Origin of the sequence: Helicobacter japonicus (assembly GCF_000762845.2) — a bacterium.
Lineage (GTDB): Bacteria > Campylobacterota > Campylobacteria > Campylobacterales > Helicobacteraceae > Helicobacter_C > Helicobacter_C japonicus.
Window position 1 is genome coordinate 63676 of sequence record NZ_JRMQ02000004.1, and the last position, 23006, is coordinate 86681.

Here is a 23006-nt window from a genome sequence, read left to right on the forward strand (position 1 = left end):
CCCTTATCAGAAAATACAATAATAAGCAAAGAGGATATTTTCTATTATATCTACGCGCTTTTAAATCACCCCACATACCAAGCAAAATATGCAGATAATCTAAGCAAAATGCTTCCTCGTATCCCTTTTATGAAAGATTTTTGGGGATTTGTGGAAAATGGGCGCAAACTTGCAAGCTTGCATTTAAACTATGAAAATTTTAGTGATACTAAAGAAAGCACAGCTTTTGCGTGTTTGGTAAAAGATATAAAAGAATCTAAACAAACTGCCAATGGACTATTTGCTAAGGATTTGAGAGACAAAGCAGCGACAGATATTGCACTTTTAAGTGAAAATGACTTGAGGATAGATAAAATAAAATTTCATATTAAAGGCGTGAAAGACACTCTTAGATTGAATGACAAAATTGCCATTGTCAATATCCCTTTAAAAGCTTATGAATATAAAGTAAATGGCAAAAGCCCCATAGAGTGGGTAATAGATAGATATCAAGTGAAAGTTGATAAAGATAGTGGGATAGTCAATGACCCAAATTGTTATGAAAGCGAGGAAGGTGCGTTAAAGGGGCTAAAAGGTGGAAAATATGTATTAAAACTACTTTTAAGTGTAATAGAAATGAGTGTGCAGACAATGGATATTTTAGAAAATCTCCCCACTTATGAGCTTATAGAAACAAAAAAGAAGCCTAAGCCTTAAGCTTTGCCTCCCCTCCTAAGCAGTCTCCAAACACCTAAGCTTAAAGCAAGGCTTATAAGCCCCAATATTCCTAAAGTGTAAGAAAAAGATTGCAGATAAATAGAGGGTGCATTTGCTATAATCAGCGGATTCTCAACCGCACTAAGATTTCCACTTGCGATACTTTCCACAATGGGATACACAGAATCTTTACTATCCAAAAGATAGGAGAGATTTGCAGTAATAAACACCACCATAAGTGCGCCATAGAGGCTCACTCCCACCGCTTCAGAGCCTAAACGCAAGGAATTAAGCACTCCTGCACCTAAGCCACTTTTAGCAGATTCTACACTCCCAAGAGCCAATCCATCAATCGCCCCTGCGTGTAATCCCATACCACAGCCGATAACAAAAAGCACTAAAAGCGTCATTAGCTGCAACGTAACACCGCTTAGAGTATGCAAGATGATTAAAAGTGCAAAGATTCCTAGGCTCATCATCAAAGACATCGCAAGGGCAAGAGCTTTAGAATCCACCCCTTTGTTTAGCATTTTTCCTGCAAGAATGGGACAAAATAGCATAGGCGTAGTGAGAGAGAGCATAAAAAGCCCAGAAAAAGAGGCAGAGAATCCAAAGTTTATAGAGAGAAAAGTAGGAAAATAAGTGAGTAATACGACAAAGCTAAATCCAGCAATCACTGCTACAAGGCTAAATCCGAAAAATGAAGCATTTTTAAGCACTTCAAAGTCTAAAAGCGGTTGAGGAATGTGTAGGGTAGGATTTGGTGTAATGTTTTTATGGTGCAAATTTCTCTCTTGCACCCCAAAAATTATCCCTACAATGAGACAAAAGGCTAATATTCCAAGTGTTTGAGGCTCTTTGAAAGCGTGGATTTTGGTAATAAAAAGCATAAAGCTTGACATAAAAGCAATAAAGAGAAGCGCACCTATTTTATCAAACTTAAAGGCTTTTTGTTGTTTTTGTGGGTCTTTTGGCAACATAGGTGAAAGGAGCAAAACAGCCCCAAGTGTGAGAAAATGAAAGACAAAAATCGCCCTCCACGCAAAAAGGTCAATAAGGAATCCACTTAATGTGGGTCCTAAGGTAATGCCAAGCCCTGCGGTTGTGCCAAAAAATGCAAAGGCTTTCACTCGTTCCTTGTCTTCAAAAGTGCGGATTAAAATAGCACTTCCACACGCAAAAACACTTGCCCCGCCAATCCCCGCTAAGGCTCTACCCACATCAAGCCAAAGTAGGCTAGGAGCGAGAAATGAGAGTATTGAGCCTAAAAGATAGGTTGCCACCCCAGCAATAAGACAAGTTTTTGCACCTAATCTATCACTTATAGCACCCCAAATGAGCGTAAAACACGCAAAAAATAGATTAAAGCTATTCACAACCCATTGTAAGAGCGTGGTATCACTTCCAATATCCTCTGCGATATAGGGTAAGGCAATAGCTGTGCCAGAAATAGAGCTAGGCACGACAAATACAGCAAGTAGAATAGTAAAAAGAATGAGATTCATTGGGATTCCTTGATTTTTACCTTTTTTAATGTAATAAATAATATTACAACTAAAGAAGTGTAACGCAGTTTTGTTATAATGTCAAGTATTACAATACAATCTTATGCTACAATACCACAAATCATTCAAAGGAATCTTATGCAAATCCCCTCACGCTTTAGTATCGCTATCCATATCTGTTTGTGTTTAGAGTTTTTCAATGAGGATTCAGAATTTAACGCAAATACCAACAAAACGCATTGTAAAAAGATGACAAGCGAGGCTTTAGCGGATTCTGTGGGAGTGAATAGCGTGATTATCCGCAATATCCTTGCTCAACTTAAATCTGCGGGGTTAATAAATGTAGCACGAGGCAGTGGCGGAAGTGTATTAAGTAAAAAACCACAAGAAATAAGCCTTTTAGATATTTTTAATGCTGTGCAGTCTATGGGTGGCAAAGAAACTAATGGCAAAAATCGGCTTTTTAAGTTTCACGCTAATCCTAATACGCTTTGCCCTTTGGGTAAAAACATTCATCTTATTTTGGATTCATCTTTTGAAGAAGCACAAATTGCCTTAGAATCTTATCTTTCAAAAGTAAAATTAAGCGATTTATTGAAAAAATTGCAAAACTTACCATTGTAAAAGAAAATCCTAACGCTTAAAAACGCGTTATACTTTATACCTTATTTGATTTCTTGTAGTTTATCGCACGCTGCTTGGAGTAAATCTTCACGCGTATGCGGGAGCTTCTCCTCTAATACTTGGTTTAAAAGATATGCTAATGTCGCTCCTATTTGCTTTCCTTCTTTTATACCTAAGTGCTTTAAATCTTCACCATTTATACATAATTCTTTAAGGCTTAAGGGTATGCTCTGTCCTAATACATTCTGCAAAGTGCAGTGAAAGGCTTTGAGATTCTGTGCCTCCGCTTTTTGTATCCTTGCCTTGATATGTGCCTCTTTGATATGCACTATATCTTCAAATATGCTTTGTGCCCTCTCGCGCCCACCAAGATTCACAACAATATGTCTTAGCTCCACTTCCCCCACACACAAAGGCATATCATAATACTCAAGCAAAGTAAGAATGCGCTCTTTGCTTTTATTATCAAATTTTAAAGATTCTAGAATCTCCCTCGCATAAGTTTTACAGGGATACAAAAAACACGCCCACCGAACATATTGTGTAGCATCTCTTAATGCTTTGAATACCCTAAAATCACATTGTATAGGTAGTTGTGGAATGACTACACGAATAATAGGCAAAAACGCACTAAGCACACACTCTACATACATTCCACTAAGTAATTTATCAATCTCTATACACACCCTCTCTCTCGCCACAGATAAAAGCAAAGGTGCATTCGTATATATCGCCTCTTGTGTATGAGATTCTATACTAAATCCAAGAGTAGCACTAAAACGCAAGGCGCGTAAAATGCGTAAAGAATCCTCGCTAAATCGCACTTTTGCCTCACCCACACACACTATACGCTTATTGATGATGTCCTCCACTCCCCCAACCTCATCAATAAGTCCAGTATGCGGCGCATACGCAAGGGCATTCATACTAAAATCTCTTCTTTTTATATCCTCACTTATAGAGGTTGTGAATCTCACGCTATCAGGCTTACGCGCATTACTATAAGCCCCATCAAACCTAAAGGTTGTTATCTCATAGGGCGTAGTTTCTATAATCACGCTTATTGTGCCATATTTTACGCCCGTGGGGATAGAGTGTGGAAAGAGTCTCATCACATCATTGGGCAAGGCTGAAGTCGCTATATCATAATCATTTGGGGGCTTGTAAGTATTATGCAACTCACATAAAATCATATCACGCACACAACCGCCTACAATATACGCCTCATATCCTGCACTATGTAAAGTATCCAAGATAAAAAGCACATCTTGCGGAAGAGCAAATGTAATATCAAAATCCTGCATTAGCGGAATTTTAGGCTAGGTTGCGTATTTTGTGGGGCATACATATAGCCATAGCCACCACCGGAGTTGCCAAATAATAAACCTCCTACCAATCCACCAAAGAAGCCACCCATAAAGCCATTGCCCCTACTTGAGCTTCCTCCATTATATGTTCTATCATAACTACTATTTGTGTTAGAATTAGAATTTGTCTCTGCTTCTTGTCTCACTTTATCTTGAGCACGCGAACTTGAGGAGATATTGCTATTATCAAGTGCGAAGATAAAATCGACAAATCCACCATAATCGCGTAGAGATGAGCTAAGTGGTGTCTTTTCTTGTGTGGGGCGATTGATGTATTGCTTCATTCCTATATTAATGCTAAAGCGCGGAGTAAAATTTAGAGCCAAACCAAAATGCACTTCAGTTTGTATGCCCTTAGAATCTGTGCTATCTAGCCAATAATACGCGTAATTCACCTCACCTCCTGCAAAAATCCCCACACTACTTTTTGATGAGCCGATGTCAAAGAGTATATCGCCTCCCATACCAGCGGATACAAATCGTGCTTTTGCAGGGCTATATCCCTCATCAAATTGACTAAATCCACCTTGTATAGGCAAATATAAACGCAAACCCCAATTATTATTAAAATAATGCCTAGCACCATACTTAATACCACCTGCATAAAGTGGCACACTCGATATGGCTGTGCTATTATCTGGTGCGCTCACTTGATATGGAATCTTGGGTGTGTATCCTCCTCCTATAGCAAAAAATGCGCCGCTTTTTTCATTACCCAAAAGTGTGCTTATCGCAAACATAAACAGCAAAGACTTTTTAAACATATCATAGCCTCCTAAAAGACATAAGCATAATTAAGTCGATAGTTTAAGAATCCTTGCGCTTCTAGCTTTAAAGATTCTGCTTTTGTGCCTAAATGAATATAATCTGAATCATAATCACTTACAAAATTAGCATATTTAACCTCAAGCTCCACCCTATGCTTTTGCAAAAATGTGAGTGAAAGCCCAGCTTGTGCGCAAAGACCATAGCCTTTTAATGCAGCAGGGCTATTGTCAAAATCTTTATAAATGCTATATCCTGACTTTGGAAATTTGTGTGCATTAAATACCAAACCACCACCAGCAAATATCCCAAACACAGCACTTTGAAATTGCTTAATATCAAATAATACATCAGCATTTAAAGCAAAGCCATAAGCGTCCATTTTGCGCTTTGTGCCACTTTCATCTCTGTATGTTGCATAGCCATTATTATCATATTCCAAATAGAATCTCCCGCCAAATCGCGCATCAGAGCTAAATTTTTGATAGCCTATTCGTGCAGACGCACCAAAAGCATTATGAGAGTAATTGCTATGCGGATAATTAGTAGTAATATTATTTTCTAATGTGCTATACACACCATTATAAGAAGTATTGTTAAGACTTAAGCTACCGCCTATAAATACCCCGCTTTCTCCAGCATTAAGCAGATTTGCTAAAGCTACAAATATAAAAATATACTTTCTCATTTCAATGCCCCAAAAATAATATTATATCAAATCTTTTTTTAAATAATTTTATCTCGCATCATTCCCGGACGGACGCGCAAAATACCGCAAAAAAGTATTATGCGTCTTAAAGGTGTGATAAACATAAAAGGATAGCGCACATAATGCCTAAAAAGTGTTTTTAGCACGAGTAATCGTGTGCGTTTTGAATAGGCACTATGCAGATTCTCTAAAGTTTTAGAATCTAACTCCACACTACTTTCTCCTTTATTGCAAGACTTTATGCCATTAAGCACCTCACTTAAAATCCTTGAGCTATGTAATGCTCCACTAATACCCTCTAGTGTGCTTGCATTAATAAATCCCGCTGCCTCTCCTATCAAAAATATGCCACTTCTCCCACGCACAAAATCACGCCACCTTTGAGGCTGTAGCACTAAACACGCCTCTTGCTTTAGCACCTCTGTAAATGTAAATCCTAATCCCTCCAAACGCGCTTTTTGCGTATTAAATGCAGTTTTGCAATGTGCGTGAGGATACGCCCCTCCAAAAATAAAATAACCATCTTTTGACATACTCCAGCTGTAACTTGGCGTGAGTGTTTTGTCAAAAATACACGAAAGCATAGGTTTATTATGCTCTTTATACCATTGCTGAATACACACGAGGCTTTGTGTTTGCAGATGTGGGTAGAGAAATCGGCGGATATGGCTTTTTGCCCCATCTGCACCCACCACTATACGCGCTTTACAAGTATAATATTGCGTGTTAGATTCTACATTGCCTTGCTCTTGCTTAAAATACACTTGATACAATGTTCCATCTTTTTTGATGGATTTAAAATATGCGCAGTGAAAACTATGAATATGCGAGGGAATAAGTCCTTTGAGCCACAAATCAAACTTGTGCCGCTCCATATTCACATAGCCTTTTTGTATATATGAAGCGTGTTTGAATCCAAAATCAATGGTATTAATCGCAAAAATTTGTGGATTAACCAAAACTTCATTAGGGAGATTTAATCCCTGCTTTGCCAAAGCCTTTTGTCCTCCCTCTGAAAGCAACCCACCACAAGGTTTATGAAAATTATCATCAAAGCAATCGCCCTCTTTATCTTTTTTGTCAATGGCAATGACTTTGAGATGAGGTTTAAGGTTTGCTGCTAAATTACTTCCTGCCACACCTAAGCCAATAATTGCCACATCATACACGCCTAAATCTTTGCTTTTTTTCACCCTTATTTCTCCTTATAATTTATAAATATCTTAGAATCTACTCTATTGTTTCACTTCATTCTCCACACACAAAGCCTTAATGCTACACTGCAAATCTGTAAGATAAAACTCATCGCCATTATTTAAATCTGCAAGAGTAATAAGCATATTATCCTTGCTTACTTGTGCGTAGCTATGCTCACACAATTTGCGAGGATTAAGCGCATTTAATGCCTCATAAAGACGCTCATATTTGCTTGACGCGGTGCGGATTTGAGAATGTAAGGAATGTGTAAGCGGGGTGCGTAGATTCTCACATTGCAAGGCTTTATCCTCCAAAACTCGCAAGATATGTTGCTTTATCATCATTCTAAGATTATGAATCTGTTCTTTTTTGGCACTATATTGAGATTGAAAATTATAATGATAAAAATACTCAAACATTTGTTGCAAAATCTTTTCTTTATGTGTGATATGGGTTTTAAGCGCAAAAATAAGCGCATTCATCATCTCATCTATCGTGCGCAAATACTCATTTTTATCTGGCAAAAGTATCTCCATAGCTGCCGAAGGTGTAGGAGCACGCACATCAGCGACAAAATCACTTATAAATACATCAACCTCGTGTCCCACAGCAGAAATAATAGGTGTGTGCGCTTTAAAAATCGCATCAGCTACGCATTCTTCATTGAACGCCCACATATCCTCTATGCTTCCTCCACCTCTTGCAAGAATAATGACATCAAAAGCTTGAGGGCTACCAAAAAAACTATCAGCCCTTTGCAAATTTGCCACAATAGAATCTTTTGCTCCCTCACCCTGAACAAGTGTATTAAAAAGTGTAATATGGATATTCTCCCATCGTTTTTTGGCAACCTTTAGCATATCCTCTTTTGCTGCACCTGTGGCAGAAGTAAGCAAAGCAATACGTTTAGGAAATTGTGGCAGTGGCTTTTTATGTGTAGATTCAAAATAACCCTTTGTGCTAAGCTTACTTTTCAATGCTTCGTATGCTTTGGATAACTCACCTAATCCTGCAAGTGTAATGCTCTTACATAAAATTTGATATTCTCCTTTGGGCGCATAAACACTAAGCGCACCCATTATAAGAACGCTCTGCCCTACTTCAAGCTTAATCTTTAAAGTGCGTGTATTGCCTTTAAACATTACACAACGCACACTTGAATCTTCATCTTTAAGCGTAAGATAAATATGCCCACTTGTATGAATCTTGACACTACTTATTTCACCCTGCACACAAATATCTATAAAAGTAGATTCTAAAATACTTTTAATCTGCGCATTAAGCTCACTTACTGCTAAAGCCCTCATTTTTCCCCTTCAAATTAAAAATGACACAAAGATACGGATTTTATCATATTAGAACTTTTAAAGACTTTTTGCTACAATAGCATAATCTATTTCAACACAATAAGGTAAGTTTATGCAAAAGATGAGTAATGAAATATTCCTCTGCTCTATTTGTAATGTTAGCTCTGGAGATTGTCCAGAAGATTGCAAATACTGCACTCAAAGCGCACATTATGGCACACAGATTCAAAGATACAAAAATAAAAGTATTGATAAAATTGTGCAAGAAGCACGGACATTAAAAGAATATGGTGCTTTAGGATTTTGCCTTGTAACAGCAGGACGCGGTTTAGAAAGTGATAAATGCGAATATATCGCTAAAGCTGCTACTGCAATTAAAAATGAGAATCTAGGCTTGCATATTATCGCGTGTTGTGGAAGTGCAGATGTAGATTCTCTTAAATACCTTAAAGCTAATGGCGTAGATAGCTATAATCACAATTTAGAGACCTCTAAAGAATTTTTTCCAAATATCTGCACCACACATACTTGGAAAGAACGATTTGAAACTTGTGAAAATACTCTTAAAGCAGAGTTGGGATTACTTTCTGGAGGGATTTTTGGCTTAGGAGAAAGCTGGGGAGACAGAATAGAGCTACTTAAACACTTACAGATTCTCACTCCACATACTACTCCTCTTAATTTTTATATTGCTAATGAATCTTTGCCCTTACCTATGCAGACACTTACACAAGAAGAAGCACTAGAATGTGTAACTCTTGCGCGTGAATATCTCCCAAATACGCGTTTAATGATTGCAGGAGGGAGAGAGGCTGTTTTTGGCGATAATCAAAAACCCCTCTTTGAAGCAGGTATTAATGGCGTAGTCTTAGGTGATTATCTCACAACAGATGGCAAAGCACCAAAAGATGATGTAGCAATGATAGAATCTTATGGCTATGTGCCTGCAACAAACTGCCATTAGGGATTGCTATGAGTTCTCACAATAAAGAGCAATTTCTTAGAATCTTTTTAATCAAAAGTCGCACAACATTTTTTATCCTATGGAATAAAATAAAAAGTATTTGGGATTTTGTAGCCGATAAGGAACTAAGCTTTTATGCAGCTTCGCTTAGTTTTTACACAATTTTTGCTATTGTGCCACTTTTACTTATTATATTTTCTATCTTTATTAACCTGCCTAATTTTCAGTCTCAAATCGCACAAATTCGCGACCTTATCCTTTCAAATATCTTACCTACACACACAGAAGTTATCTCACAATACCTTGATACTTTTATGCAAAATAGCTCTTCACTTGGTATGATGGGACTCGGCTATGTGCTTATAGCTTCTGTTATGTTTTTTCGCAATTATGAATACATCGCGGCAAAAATGTTTAACTCAACGCCTCGTAAATTTTTTGATTCTCTTCTAATGTATTGGACAATGATTACACTCTTTCCTGTAGCACTTGCCTTTTCGATTTATTTTAGCGGTGAAGTGCAAAAGACACTTAAAGGAACAGCAAATTTGAATCTTTTATTTGACTTGATACCCTATATCCTCACTTGGGCTATATTTTTCCTGCTCTTTAAACTCTCTGCAAATAAGCCCTTAAAGCTCTTATCACTCCTAAGTGCGAGTATGCTTACTACGATTATATGGCTTCTCACAAAATGGGGCTTTGTGTATTATGTATTTTATAATCAAACTTATAAAAGCGTATATGGCTCTATCTCCATTTTTCTTTTTCTTATGCTATGGATTTATATTTCGTGGTTTGTTATACTCTATGGAATGCGTTTCTGTGAAGGATTTGGAACAAATTTTGGCAAAAAACTTGAAGAAAAATATGGTATTAGCACCACAGAAGTATAAAATCAATAGAGGTATAAATAACCCTAAAGAATAGTATTTAGGGTTATGAGATTCTAATCTTTTGAAATCTTTAGAAGTTATAAATATAGCGCGCACTGACACTATATTTATATGCTCCTCTTAGATTCATATAAATATTTGACCCTGGTATAGTATCATTCACAATATATTGCTCTTCAAAAGGCATACGAGCGGCAATCTCTATGCCGTGATGTCTAGCAATCACACTTCTTAAGCCAAAATTGAGAGCAAAATCAAAGCTCGTTTTAGTCATTATACTACTTGGAATCTCATCAAATGCCTTTCCACCCCAAGTATTTGCACCCGCACCTATTCCTACAAATACACCAAAGTTTGTGTTGCTACTTGCGATAAAATTATAGAGTGCGTCAAAATTAATCATATAGCTCATTACATTTGCCCTTCTACTTTCTCCGCTCTGGCTATCTTTGTGTTTTGCATCGGTGTAGATAAAGTTTGCAAATAAACGAAATCCAAGATGAGGAGTGATAAAGTGCTTATATCCAGCGAGGATTTCATAAGCTGCACCCTTATCTTGAGAATCGACACGACTTTCGCTACTAGACGATATTAGAATCTGCTCTTTGATATTAGCGACACCATAGCCTGCACCTACCCCCACAAACACACCACTCTCTTCAGCCAAAGAAGCAGAGATTGATAATCCTAAAGCTACAACTGAACTTATCAACAACTTTTTCATTGAAACCACCTTTATGAGAATAAATTTGCATTAAATGCAGTTTCAATTTTAGCCCCCCCCCCCCCCCGATTTTTGCTTAAAAGCAAAAGGTTGGAGTTGATTTTTATTTTTCATATTACAAAAAGTAACTCTGTTATAGTTATATTTCACTTAACCAAATTCTCTAAAATAAAGCTTTATTTCATATTTTTAAAGCTAAAAATCTTATTTAAGAATCTTCAAAATTACAATTCAATTCTATGCTTACATTTAAGACATTCACGCACTTGTTTTTTACGATATTCTCGCTCTATACTTACTCCTCCACATTCTGGACATTTCTCTTGAATAGGCTGAAATTTTGAGATAAAAGTGCATTTAGGATAATTTTTACAGCCAAAAAAAGCACCTCTGCGACTAAATCGCTGCACAATCTCTCCTCCACATTCTGGACAAGCCACATTTTCAACACTTTGAGCTTGTGTTTTATTTGTAAGAGATTTTGTATTTTTACATTCTGGATAACCACTACAAGCAATAAATTCACCATTCCTACCGACTTTTTTTACCATAGGTTTGCCACATTTTTCACATACTCCATATTCTTGTGCTTCTTGTGAATCTTGCTCTGTAGGCTTAATATATTTGCATTTTGGATAGCCACTACAAGCAATAAATTCACCATATTTACCATTACGTTGCACGAGTTCTTTGCCACATTTTGGACACATTTCACCTGTGGGAATGGTAACTTTCTGTGAAACAATATCTTTTTTACCTGATTCTATTTTTTTCATAAAAGGCTCATAAAATTCCCATAATACAGCTTCCCAATTTATTTTATCCGATGCAATTTCATCAAGTTTATCCTCTAATCCTGCAGTAAAATGAGAATCTACTATTTCATTAAAATAAGTTTCAAGCATTTGTATAACTTTAAATGCACTTTCTTGTGGAACAAGCTGCTTTTTTTCTACCTTTACATATTCTCGCGCTATAAGTAATCCAATCGTAGGTGCATAAGTAGAAGGACGCCCAATACCTAAAGATTCCATACTTTTGATGATACTTGCTTCAGAATAACGTGATGGGGCTTCAGTAGATTTTTGCACTGATTCTATATTGCTTAATGCAACGTCTTTTCCCTCTTCGCATTCAGGCAAAAGCTTATCTTTATCATCACTTCCCATAATCTTATAGAATCCATCAAAAATTAACTTACGCCCACTTGCTTTAAATTCAATCAAATGTGCTTTATCGTGAGTTGTAAAAATAATATTTTGTGTCTCAAACAGAGCATCTTCACTCTGTGAAGCCAAAAAACGATTATAAATCAATGTATAGAGCCTATATTCTTCGGGCTTAAGATAAGACTTTGCCATTTCTGGTGTAAAATCAAGATTTGTTGGACGTATAGCTTCGTGAGCTTCTTGTGCGCTTTTAGATTTCGTAGTATAATTTTTAGGTTTTTTAGGGACATATTGCTCTCCATAAGTCTGTTTTAGAATCTTCCTTGCAGTATCTTGGGCTTCTTTGGCAATATTAAGACTATCTGTTCTCATATAAGTGATGATCCCCATAGTCCCAAAACTCGTCTCTACCCCCTCATAAAGACGTTGTGCGATACTCATCGTGCGAGAAGGAGAAAACCCAAGCAAACTTGAAGCACTCTGCTGTAAGGTAGATGTCATAAATGGCGGTGGTGTAGGTGTTTTTTTACTTTTTGTAATGATTTCTTTAATATAAAACTGCTGTTTTTGAATATATTCAAGCATTGCTTCCACGACTTGTGAATCTTGTAAAGAAAGTTTTTCTAACTTTTTATCATAAGTGATTAATTCAGCTTCAATGCTATTATTTACGCTTTTTTGCTTACCTTTACTTGTCTGAAAAGTGGCATTAATAAGAAAATAAATTGTAGGTTTAAAGGCTTGTATTTCACGCTCTCTATCTACAATAATTTTAAGTGCGGAGCTTTGCACACGTCCTGCAGAAAGCCCTCGCTGAATCTTAGAAGTAATAAGTTGAGAAAGTTTAAAACCCACGATTCTATCAAGTAATCGCCGTGCTTGTTGAGCATTCACCTTTGCCATATCAATTTGACGCGGATTCTCTAAAGAATGAGTAATGGCATTTTTTGTAATTTCGTGAAATACAATGCGTGGAAAATTCTCATAAGGCATTTCTAAAGCTTGAGTGATATGAAAGCCTATAGCCTCACCCTCTCTATCCTCATCGGTTGCAATATAAGTTGTCTTTGCTTTTTTACTCGCTGCCTTAATTTTATTAACAATATCTGTATGGTCTTTATCAATGTTATATTGGGGTTGAAAAGACTTATCTTTTATCTCTATACCAAAGGCGTATTTTGGTAAATCTCGGATATGACCCTTAGAGGCAATAACTTCATATTTACTTCCTAAAAAATTCTTAATTGTCTTTGCTTTAGCTGGCGATTCTACAATGATTAAATCTTTCATAACTAAACCCTTTTAGCTATCTCTCATATTTTAAAAGCTGGATTTTAGCACAGATTCTAAATATTTTCATCATTTTGTTATGTCCTTTTTTTCTAAAACATCACTCAAAAATGAAAGATTATTTTATGGAATACATTTTGCTTAATCGACACAAACAAAAAAAAGTTTAGCAAAGGATGCAAAAATGAGTTTTAGGATAAACACAAACATTTCCGCCCTTACTGCCCACACCATTGGTGTGCAAAACAACAGAAGTCTCCATAACTCTCTTGAAAAGCTAAGTTCTGGTTTGCGCTTAAACAAAGCAGCTGATGATGCTTCAGGTATGGCAATTGCCGATAGTTTGAGAAGCCAAAGTGAAGGTTTGGGACAAGCTGTGCGCAATGCCAATGATGCCATTGGTATAATACAAGTTGCAGATAAAGCAATGGACGAGCAGCTTAAAATCTTAGATACTATTAAGACAAAAGCTATTCAAGCAGCTCAAGATGGGCAAAGCAATGAAACAAGAAAAGCATTGCAGAGTGATATTATTCGCTTACTTGAAGAACTTGATAATATCGCTAATACGACAAGCTATAATGGGCAACAAATGCTTTCTGGTGCATTTTCTAATAAAGAATTTCAAATCGGAGCATATTCAAACACTACCGTTAAAGCCTCTATTGGTCCTACAAGTTCAGACAAAATTGGACATGTTCGTATGGAAAGTGGTTCATTTGGTGGTATAGGTATGCTTGCTTCTGGTGCAGCTTCAAACCTCACAGAAGTAATGTTAAAATTTCGACAAGTTGATGGAAAGCACGATTACGAAACCGAAACTGTCAAGATTTCTACATCTGCAGGAACAGGTATAGGTGTTTTAACCGAAGTTATTAACAAATATTCCGATACACTCGGAGTGCGTGCAGCGTGGCAAGTTATGGCAACAGGTGATGTGCCTGTGCTTTCTGGAACAGTGAGAGGCTTAGTAATAAATGGCGTAACAATAGGAAATGTCAATGATGTGCGCAAAAATGACTCTGATGGACGATTGTTGAATGCTATTAATACCATCAAAGAGCGCACAGGAGTTGAAGCTTATACGGATATTACAGGACGTATGAATGTGCGTAGTCTTGATGGACGCGCAATTTCTATCCAAACTGAAGGTGATAGCGGAAAAGTTTTCGGTGGTGGAAACTTTGCTGGGATTTCTGGCACAGACCACGCTATTATAGGACGTTTAACACTCATTAGAACAGATGCAAGAGATATTATAGTGAGTGGGATAAATTATAGCCATATAGGATTTCACTCTGCACAGGGTATTGCTGAATATACTGCAAATCTCCGCTATGTGCGTGGTGAAATGGATTCAAATATTGCATCAGCTTGCGGAGCTAATCCAAATGTTGCACAAGCTAATCTTCATTTTGATGGTATCGGTGCTGGTGTTACAAGCCTTAGAGGTGCAATGGTTGTTATGGATATGGCAGAATCTGCAAGGATTCAGCTTGATAAACTTCGTGCAGATCTTGGTTCGGCACAAATGCAGCTTGTTGCAACAATCAACAATGTCTCTGTTACACAAGTTAATGTTAAGGCTGCAGAATCTCAAATCCGCGATGTGGATTTTGCTTCAGAATCTGCAACATTCTCTAAACATAATGTTTTGGCTCAAAGCGGTAGCTTTGCAATGGCACAAGCAAATGCAGTGCAACAAAACGTACTTCGATTGCTCCAATAGACAAAGTGCGTAATCTAAACATAATAAAGATTATAAAACTATGCAAGATTTTTTTAGCCTTAATCTCTCTGCATTGGCGGTGCGCTCACCTGCCCTTGCATTACGACTAAATGAGTTTAAGCCAAATCTACACTATGAGGTCTTTGTCGGTAACGATCCTTTAAATATCAATATTATCGATAAACGGAGTAATACCCCGCTCTTTACACGTAATCCTCTTGATGAAATCAATGAGAAGATCCGCGATCTTAGCGGGTATTCCCACTATCCATATTTGTATTTTTTTGGTGTAGGGAATGGTGTGCTGTATAAGATTCTCTTACAAAATGAACTTTTAAAGCGCGTTGTCGTGCTTGAGCCCGAGTTTGAACTCCTCTTTATCGCTCTGCATTTTATGGACTTTAGCAAGGAAATTCTAGAGAAACGTATTGTATTTTTGGAGGCTGGGAAGTGCGATTTCACGCATATTGACGCACTTTTTGCCACAAATCGCGATGCTAAAATCTACTCAAAAACTTATGATTTGCACCTTTTTAACACGTATTATGAATTATATGCTGACCTTTATCTTAAAATCAATAAGCTTTTCATTCACGCTATTGAACATAGTGTCATTAGCGTAGGAAATGATAGTAGAGATTCTATTATTGGTATTTCACATCATATACAGAATCTTCCTGATGTTGTGAAATCACCCACTTTGATTGAACTCCTTGCTCACCTTAAAGGCAAAGATACTGCCATTATTGTTGCCACAGGTCCTAGTCTAAGCAAACAACTTCCATATTTAAAACAGATTCAAGACTATGCTACAATCTTTTGTATTGACGCTTCCTTTCCTATTCTCGCCAAAGAGGGTATTAAACCTGATGTTGTCTTTTCACTTGAACGCGTGGATCTTACAGCAAGATTCTACGAAGACACACCCAAAGAGGCTCATAAAGATGTTATCTTTGCCATTACTTCCATTGTGCATAAACGTCTCAAAGAATCGCTTAAAGGCGACATAGTGCAATATTCTTTACGTCCTTTTGGTTATACAAACTATTTTGATATTCCAGAATATGGCTATTTAGGCATTGGTATGAGTGCAGCAAATATGGCATACGAACTTGTCGTGCATTCAAGATTCAAAAGATGTATTATTATTGGACAGGATTTAGCCTTTGGTGAAGATGGCACTTCTCACGCAAAAGATGCAGTATATGGAACAAATGAGATTAGCCCCGAAGCTATGGAAAAAAAGGGACAAAAAATTATGGTGGAAAAATACGGAGGCGGCGGTATGGTAGAATCTACCAAAATTTGGAAGCTCTTTTTAACATTCTATGAACGTGATATTGCAAATACACCCTATCCCATTGAGGTTATTAATGCCACAGAGGGAGGAGCGCGAATACATGGCACAAAAGAGATGCCTTTTTCTGAAGCTATCAAACTCATCGATACTTCAAAGAAAAAATCACTTATTACCCTAACCTATCCAACTGCAGAAAAATCAAGTGCGAATCTTGCTAAAGTGCGGCAAAAAACACAAGAATGGATTGATTTGGGTTTAAAAGATAAAGCTTTTGTAGAAGAAGTATTTTTAGAGGTAGCAGCACTTACAGAACGATTTGAAGAACTGAATCAAGCTAATCGTTTAAATGAACTTAAAAGCGAAGAATTACAAAAATGTATAGACAGAATCCAAGAAGTAAAAGAACTCTTTGATGATAAAAGATTCCGTGAGTGTTTTATGGACGCACTTCAATCTTATATTTTTCATCAAGAAATGGATATAGCAAAGATATTAGTAATGCCTGCAAATAACGAAGAAACAAAACTTATCAAACAAGCTGAACTTATTTATGCGCATAAGTATTGGTTATTTTCTTTAGCAGGTGGTATGGATAGTGTTATTGAAGTTGTTAAAAAAGCATTAGAATCTTGGGAGCATTAGAATCTTACAAGATTAAGGTGCGAAAACCTTAAAATCACAATCACATCTAATCTATTTTCTTCATATTGCCAAATATTTTTGTAAAGAGCGTAGTGTCTTTAATATAAATATCATTGTGCTCATCTTTTGCAATAAGTCCTTGTTGAAACATTTTTTGCAAGATTCTACTTAATGTCTCGATTTGAATATTTAACTCTCGTGCAATAATTTGACGTTGGGTTTGATTAAAATAATCAATCCTTGTATAGAGAAAATACGCTACACGTGAAGCACTATCATATATTGTTTGAAAATTAACAAAATTCTTAAATACAATCGTTTTATCCATAAATTCACGCATTATGGCATTACTTATCTCAAGATTCTTTTGCACAAGCACAGAAAGCTTATCAAGCTCAATCATTACAATTTCACTTGGTTCTGCACCCTTTACATTTGCATTTGTTTCATAAGACACAAAATCCCCAAAAGCATTAATAAGTCTTTTCCCCTGTGAAAGACAATCTACATAGCAAAGAAACAACTCATTATCATTTTTATCCATTTTATAGATTTCTACCTTGCCTCGCGCAAGAAAACACGCATAATCAATAATCTCACCTTCATAGTGCAAAATACCATTTTTTTCTACATAATGTAATTTTGTAATAGCCTCCAAAGATTCTAAACTTTTCTCACTCATCTGCGCAAAAACAAGTTTTAAAGCCCTCTTTTTCATTCATTTACCCTTATACTAACCTTTTAATTATCACAGATAGTAGCAAAAGTAACCAAATAATAATAAAATGCGTTCATTTTTTAGATTCAGTTATTTTAGATTAAAGGAGTATCATATTATGGAATATGATGTTTTGGTAATTGGTGGCGGACACGCGGGATTAGAAGCAAGTATTGCGAGTGCAAAAATGGGGGCAAAAACTCACCTTATTACGCTTCTCATACAGAATCTCGCCCTTGCAAGTTGCAATCCTGCAGTAGGCGGATTAGGAAAAGGACACTTAGTCAAAGAAATAGATGCGCTTGGTGGTGTTATGGGTGAGATTACTGATAAATGTGGCATACAATTTAGAATCTTAAATTCCTCTAAAGGTCCAGCAGTGCGTGGCACAAGAGCACAAATTGATATGGATAGATATAGTATTTTTGCTAAAGAAATAGCTCTTCATACTCCTAATCTAACAATCTCTCAAGAAAGTGCAGAATCCCTCATTTATGAAAAAGATTCTCAAGGACGCTATGTTGCCAAAGGTATAAAAACAAATATAGGAAAAACCTATTATGCTAAAAGAATTATCCTTACTACTGGGACTTTTTTACGAGGGCTTGTGCATATTGGAGAGACAAAGCTACAAAATGGGCGATTTGGTGAAATGAGCCCACAGAATCTTAGCAACTCATTACAAGATATGGGACTAACACTAGGACGATTAAAAACTGGCACTTGTGCAAGAATCGATGGGAGAAGTATTGATTTTAGTCAGCTTGAGGTGCATAATGGCGATATGAATCCACCTCATTTTAGCTACAAGACAACAAATTTTAATCCTACACAACTTCCCTGCTATGTAACTTACACAAATGAAAATACACATCGCATTATTCGAGAAAACTTTCATCGTGCGCCACTTTTTACAGGGCAAATTGAGGGTGTAGGACCCCGTTATTGTCCAAGTATTGAAGATAAAGTCAATCGCTTTGCTGATAAAAATCGTCATCAACTCTTTTTAGAACCACAAACACAAGAAGCAGTAGAATACTACATTAATGGACTTTCTACTTCACTTCCTATTGATGTGCAAGAAGCGGTGATTCATAGCATTAAAGGTTTAGAAAACGCACATATTACGCGCTATGGTTATGCGATTGAGTATGATTATGTTGAACCTACTGAACTTTATCATACACTTGAAACAAAAAAATGTGCAAATCTTTTTCTTGCAGGACAAATTAATGGCACAACAGGTTATGAAGAAGCTGCTGCACAAGGTATTATGGCAGGGATTAATGCTGCACTTTCTTTGCAAAATAAATCTTTTACTCTTGCGCGAAATGAGGCTTATATTGGTGTAATGATTGATGATTTGGTAACAAAAGGCACAAAAGAGCCTTATCGTGTTTTTACTTCACGTGCTGAATATCGTCTTTTGCTGCGAGAAGACAATGCGTATTTGCGTCTTGGATCTTATGCGTATGAATTTGGTTTGATAGATGAAGTGCGTTATACACAAACAATGACGGATAAATCTCATATTGAACGCACAATGGAATATCTACAAACTCATCATCTCACACCTTCATCAAGCAATCTTGCTATGCTCACTTCACTCGGGCTTTCTCCTATTGCTGATAAAACACTACTTATCCATATTATTGGTCGTGAGGAATTAGATTTTCCTCGCCTACGAAAGCTTTTGACACATTGTGGTGTAGAAAATATAGATTCTATAAGTGAAAGCGCACTTGAGCAAATTTTTATAGAATCTAAATATTTTGATTATATACACAAACAAAAAGAACAAATAGGACAAATGGAGCAAATGTTGCAAGTGGAGATTCCTAGAGATTTTACCTTTGATAATATTCCCGGACTTAGTCTTGAAGTTATTGAAAAATTAAAAAAATTCACTCCCAAAAGCTTATTTGAAGCAAGTGAGATTAGTGGTATCACACCTGCAAGCCTTGATGTTTTGCATTTATATATCCATTTGCATCATAAAAAAATGGCATAAGTTTTGGTATAATCTCATATTTCTTAAAAACATAAGGAGATTCTATGAAGCATATTCATAAGATTAAAAATTATGCGATGGTTGGGGGATTAAGCGTTATGGCTATTTTTGCTCTTAATGCCTGTGAGCAAAACAATTCAAATGAGCTTAATAGCACCTTGCAAAATAGCCAAAAAAATGGTGCATTTGTTATCATTGAAGAGCAAAATGACGGAAGCTATAAGGTGCTTGAAGAATATCCAAGTGAACAAACACGTGTAATGCTTAAAGATAAAAATGGACAAGAACGACTCCTCTCACAAGAAGAAATTGATGAACTTATCAAACAAGAAGAAGTTGCTATTGATTCAGGACAAAGTCAGCTTACAAATCCAAATGGCGGTGGCTTAGGTTTAGGCGGAGCAATACTTGCAAGTGCTGCAGGAGCAATTCTTGGTAGCTATATCGGTAATAAACTCTTCAATAATCCTAACTATCAAGCAAATTCTCAACGCAATTACAAATCGCCTCAAGCCTATGAACGAAGCAAAAATAGTTTCAACAATACTAAAGCAGGTGCAAGTAGCGCAAACAAGGCAAGTGGTGGCAAAAGTGGATTCTTTGGGGGGGGCAATAGCTCTCAATCAACAAGCACAAACAGAAATGCAGGCAGTATGGGGAGTTAATATGACAATTACTAATATTTCACTTCCTGATAAAAATGTTTTAGAATCTATGGGGCTTACTTGGCATACAGATATGGACAATACCTCATATCTTAGTGATGAACTTATACATATTAGCGAGGGAGAGGCAGAGTTATTTTATGAAGCAGGAAATGAGCTTTATGATATGTTTATAGAAGCTGGAGAGTATGTGATAAAAAACGACTTATTCTTTGAGCTAGACATTCCACCAAGCCTTATTGGTGCGATAAAACAAAGCTGGGAAGAAGATATACATTGGCATTTATATGGGCGGTTTGATTTGGCTGGCGGGCTTGATGGCACACCGATTAAACTTTTAGAATTTAATGCAGATACACCCACTATGCTCTATGAAAGCGCACTTATGCAATGGGCATTACTTAAGCATAATGGGCTTGATGAAGAGGCACAATTTAATAATATCCATAATGCTTTGAGTGAAAACTTTAAGCGATTAATCACCCTTGAAGATGATACTTCTCGCTTTGAGGAGCTATATGAGGGTTGGAAAATTCTATTTTCTTGCATTTCAGATTCTTATGAGGACATTACAACTACGCGCTTTTTAGAGTATATCGCTAAAGAATCTGGCTTTGCTTGTGGATTTGCACCCATAGATGAAGTTCATTTTTCCCCCACAGAGGGTTTAAGCCATAATGGTATAAATTATGAATTCCTTTTTAAACTCATTCCGTGGGAGAACATCGCTATTGACGAGCCTGAACTCGCACTTTTAATAAGCGAAATGATGCAAAATCATAATACAATTTTTCTTAATCCTGCTTACACATTGCTTTTTCAAAGTAAAAGAATGTTAAAGATTCTATGGGATTTATTTCCTAATCACCCTTTGCTACTTCCTGCTGATTTCTCACCTCTGCAAAATATCAAACAGGTATGCAAAAGGGCATTTGGGCGTGAGGGTGCAAATATAGAGATTTTCAATGCACAAGGGCAAAGTATAGAATCTAAAAGTGGCATTTATGGTAATCACAAGCCTGTGTATCAAGCCTTTTATGAGCTAAATACTCACAATGGTGCATTTTATCAACCAAATGTCTTTTTTGCTTATGAATCTTGTGGCTTAGGATTCCGTAAAGGTGGGCTTATCATTGATAATTACTCAAAATTTGTAAGCCATTGTATTCACTAGTTACTATTTTAAATCAACTTGACTTTTGTGGATATAGCCTAGCATAGCTTTTTTTGCATCATTTACATTTGGCAGAAAATAAAGCACTTCTATCTGAAGTAACAAAAGCATCAATCCACCCTAAAGTGAGCTCCTAGACTTTGTTTGCGTTTTAATGCAGATTGCACAATCTTTTTTGCTACAAGCAATCGCAATCGCAACATACGCCCGATATGAGATTCTAACATCACTTCAATCCCACCAAGTGCAGAATCTAATCCACTTTGAGAGCGGATAATTCCTACTTTATCCCACATAATATTACGCAAAACATTTTTAAGCTTACTATCGCCTTCTTTTTCAAGCACCTCATTACAAAGTGGAAAATGTGCGATACGCGTGCGTGTAGGATTCTCTACAATATGTTGAGCAACCCTCTTACCAAAGACAAGTCCCTCAAGAAGCGAGTTTGAAGCTAGACGATTAGCTCCGTGCAGTCCATTACACGCACATTCTCCCACTGCATACAGATTACTCATACCTTTGAGCTGCCCATTTGAATCTACCGCAATGCCTCCCATTGAGTAATGAAAGGCAGGAGAAATAGGAATAGGCTTATGTGGAATATCTAAAAAGGTGCTTAAATCACGATATATATTAGGAAAACGCGCTTTAAAACCCTCAAAAGTAAATGCACTTAAATCCAAAAAAGCTTCTTGGCTATGCTTTAAACAATAATCCATAATCCCTCGTGCTACAATATCACGTGGAGCAAGCTCCCCTCGCTTGTCATAATCAAATAAGAATCTTTTACCTTCCCTATCTATAATCACTCCACCCTCACCTCGCACTGCTTCAGAAATAAGATATTTTCTTGCTTGAGGATTCTGCACATATGCAGTTGGGTGAAATTGGAGCATCTCCATATCTTGCAAAGCAAGATTATGCTCTAAAATAATGCCGTGTATGTCGCTACTGATTGTATAGGCATTTGTATGATATTTAAATAATCCCCCAACACCCCCACTTGCAATAACTATATGATGTGCATAGAGATTATGCAATCCAGATTTTGTCTGCACACATACACCATAGCATTTATCCTCTTCAATAAGTAGATCTACCACTTCTGCATTTTTCCATAATGTTGCACGAAGTCTGCCAATAAGATGAGTATGGAGATTCCGCCCAGTAGCATCACCTCCTGAATGCACAATACGCGCCTTGCTATGCCCTCCCTCCTGTGCATAGAGCAATGCACCATTTTCATCTTTATCAAACATAAAATCGCTTTGTATAAGCTCATCAAGCACAACTAGACTATTATTTGTAAGCAACTCTACACATTCTATATTATTGAGATTTGCCCCTGCTGAAAGTGTATCTTGTGTATGTAAAGGCACATCATTTTTATCTTTTGCTATGCTTATACCGCCTTGTGCATAAAAAGTATTGCATTCCCACGGCTGTGCCTTACATAAAATCAATACCTTAAGGTGAGGAGGAAGGGCAGCAGCACAATATAGCCCTGCTACTCCTGCACCAATAATAATCACATCATATTGTCCCATAATA

At 36.8% G+C, this 23006-nt stretch carries 19 protein-coding genes; 9 read left to right on the plus strand and 10 right to left on the minus strand.

Annotated elements, in window-relative coordinates; all coding sequences use genetic code 11:
- Positions 1-21 precede the first annotated feature (21 nt).
- Positions 22-696: a type ISP restriction/modification enzyme gene (locus LS65_RS04295; protein ID WP_268903702.1), complete on the plus strand. Its 675-nt coding sequence runs from the start codon at positions 22-24 to the stop codon at positions 694-696.
- Here the strand turns inward: LS65_RS04295 and LS65_RS04300 are convergent.
- On the minus strand, positions 693-2201 hold the full coding sequence (locus LS65_RS04300) for an MFS transporter (protein ID WP_138129770.1): 1509 nt from the start codon (positions 2199-2201) through the stop codon (positions 693-695). The two genes, LS65_RS04295 and LS65_RS04300, sit on opposite strands and share 4 nt — an antisense overlap.
- A 138-nt stretch (positions 2202-2339) precedes the next feature.
- Here LS65_RS04300 and LS65_RS04305 point away from each other — a divergent pair, with 138 nt between their 5' ends.
- Positions 2340-2825 carry an Rrf2 family transcriptional regulator gene (locus LS65_RS04305; protein ID WP_034360825.1) on the plus strand — a complete coding sequence of 162 codons (486 nt, stop codon included), beginning with the start codon at positions 2340-2342 and terminating at the stop codon, positions 2823-2825.
- 41 nt (positions 2826-2866) lie between these two features.
- Here the strand turns inward: LS65_RS04305 and LS65_RS04310 are convergent, their stop codons facing one another.
- Genes LS65_RS04310 through xseA form a run of 5 tightly spaced genes read right to left on the minus strand, consistent with a single transcriptional unit; the run spans position 2867 to position 8170 of the window.
- Positions 2867-4129: a CCA tRNA nucleotidyltransferase gene (locus tag LS65_RS04310; RefSeq protein WP_034360824.1), complete on the minus strand. Its 1263-nt coding sequence runs from the start codon at positions 4127-4129 to the stop codon at positions 2867-2869.
- Positions 4129-4956, minus strand: coding sequence for an outer membrane beta-barrel protein (locus tag LS65_RS04315; RefSeq protein ID WP_034360822.1), 828 nt, complete (start codon positions 4954-4956; stop codon positions 4129-4131). The genes LS65_RS04310 and LS65_RS04315 overlap by 1 nt, the downstream gene beginning before the upstream one ends.
- An 11-nt stretch (positions 4957-4967) precedes the next feature.
- Positions 4968-5645 (minus strand): outer membrane beta-barrel protein, encoded by a 678-nt coding sequence (locus tag LS65_RS04320; RefSeq protein ID WP_034360820.1) that lies wholly within the window; start codon positions 5643-5645, stop codon positions 4968-4970.
- A 38-nt stretch (positions 5646-5683) separates the two neighbouring features.
- A complete protein-coding gene (locus LS65_RS04325; protein WP_034360818.1) occupies positions 5684-6859 on the minus strand; it encodes an FAD-binding protein in 1176 nt (391 codons plus the stop codon).
- 42 nt (positions 6860-6901) lie between these two features.
- Positions 6902-8170: an exodeoxyribonuclease VII large subunit gene (gene xseA / locus LS65_RS04330; protein ID WP_034360815.1), complete on the minus strand. Its 1269-nt coding sequence runs from the start codon at positions 8168-8170 to the stop codon at positions 6902-6904.
- 112 nt (positions 8171-8282) lie between these two features.
- Between xseA and LS65_RS04335 the strand changes: the two genes are divergently transcribed.
- Both LS65_RS04335 and LS65_RS04340 read left to right on the plus strand, forming a co-directional pair.
- Positions 8283-9134: a biotin synthase gene (locus LS65_RS04335; RefSeq protein WP_084707877.1), complete on the plus strand. Its 852-nt coding sequence runs from the start codon at positions 8283-8285 to the stop codon at positions 9132-9134.
- An 8-nt stretch (positions 9135-9142) separates the two neighbouring features.
- A complete protein-coding gene (locus LS65_RS04340) occupies positions 9143-10030 on the plus strand; it encodes a YihY family inner membrane protein (RefSeq protein ID WP_034360813.1) in 888 nt (295 codons plus the stop codon).
- A 70-nt stretch (positions 10031-10100) separates the two neighbouring features.
- Here the strand turns inward: LS65_RS04340 and LS65_RS04345 are convergent, their stop codons facing one another.
- Both LS65_RS04345 and topA read right to left on the minus strand, forming a co-directional pair.
- On the minus strand, positions 10101-10754 hold the full coding sequence (locus LS65_RS04345; protein ID WP_138129771.1) for an outer membrane beta-barrel protein: 654 nt from the start codon (positions 10752-10754) through the stop codon (positions 10101-10103).
- 224 nt (positions 10755-10978) lie between these two features.
- Positions 10979-13213 (minus strand): type I DNA topoisomerase, encoded by a 2235-nt coding sequence (topA, locus tag LS65_RS04350; RefSeq protein WP_034363738.1) that lies wholly within the window; start codon positions 13211-13213, stop codon positions 10979-10981.
- Positions 13214-13397: 184 nt separating this feature from the next.
- On the opposite strand from topA, the gene LS65_RS04355 reads away from it, so the two are divergent.
- Positions 13398-14942, plus strand: a complete 1545-nt coding sequence (locus tag LS65_RS04355) for a flagellin B (RefSeq protein ID WP_138129772.1) — start codon at positions 13398-13400, stop codon at positions 14940-14942.
- Positions 14943-14982: 40 nt separating this feature from the next.
- The gene (locus LS65_RS04360; RefSeq protein ID WP_034362596.1) at positions 14983-16884 is read left to right on the plus strand and encodes a motility associated factor glycosyltransferase family protein; all 1902 of its coding nucleotides are present in this window, start codon (positions 14983-14985) and stop codon (positions 16882-16884) included.
- Between the two features lie 46 nt (positions 16885-16930).
- Here the strand turns inward: LS65_RS04360 and LS65_RS04365 are convergent, their stop codons facing one another.
- On the minus strand, positions 16931-17602 hold the full coding sequence (locus LS65_RS04365; protein WP_034362595.1) for a Crp/Fnr family transcriptional regulator: 672 nt from the start codon (positions 17600-17602) through the stop codon (positions 16931-16933).
- A 118-nt stretch (positions 17603-17720) separates the two neighbouring features.
- Here LS65_RS04365 and mnmG point away from each other — a divergent pair, with 118 nt between their 5' ends.
- Genes mnmG through LS65_RS04380 form a run of 3 tightly spaced genes read left to right on the plus strand, consistent with a single transcriptional unit; the run spans position 17721 to position 21452 of the window.
- Positions 17721-19613 carry a tRNA uridine-5-carboxymethylaminomethyl(34) synthesis enzyme MnmG gene (gene mnmG / locus LS65_RS04370; RefSeq protein WP_034362594.1) on the plus strand — a complete coding sequence of 631 codons (1893 nt, stop codon included), beginning with the start codon at positions 17721-17723 and terminating at the stop codon, positions 19611-19613.
- Positions 19614-19657: 44 nt separating this feature from the next.
- A complete protein-coding gene (locus tag LS65_RS04375; protein WP_034362592.1) occupies positions 19658-20278 on the plus strand; it encodes a UPF0323 family lipoprotein in 621 nt (206 codons plus the stop codon).
- Between the two features lies 1 nt (position 20279).
- A complete protein-coding gene (locus tag LS65_RS04380; protein ID WP_034362591.1) occupies positions 20280-21452 on the plus strand; it encodes a glutathionylspermidine synthase family protein in 1173 nt (390 codons plus the stop codon).
- Between the two features lie 110 nt (positions 21453-21562).
- Here LS65_RS04380 and nadB read toward each other — a convergent pair whose 3' ends face one another.
- Positions 21563-23002 carry an L-aspartate oxidase gene (nadB, locus tag LS65_RS04385; RefSeq protein ID WP_034362589.1) on the minus strand — a complete coding sequence of 480 codons (1440 nt, stop codon included), beginning with the start codon at positions 23000-23002 and terminating at the stop codon, positions 21563-21565.
- Positions 23003-23006: the final 4 nt, after the last annotated feature.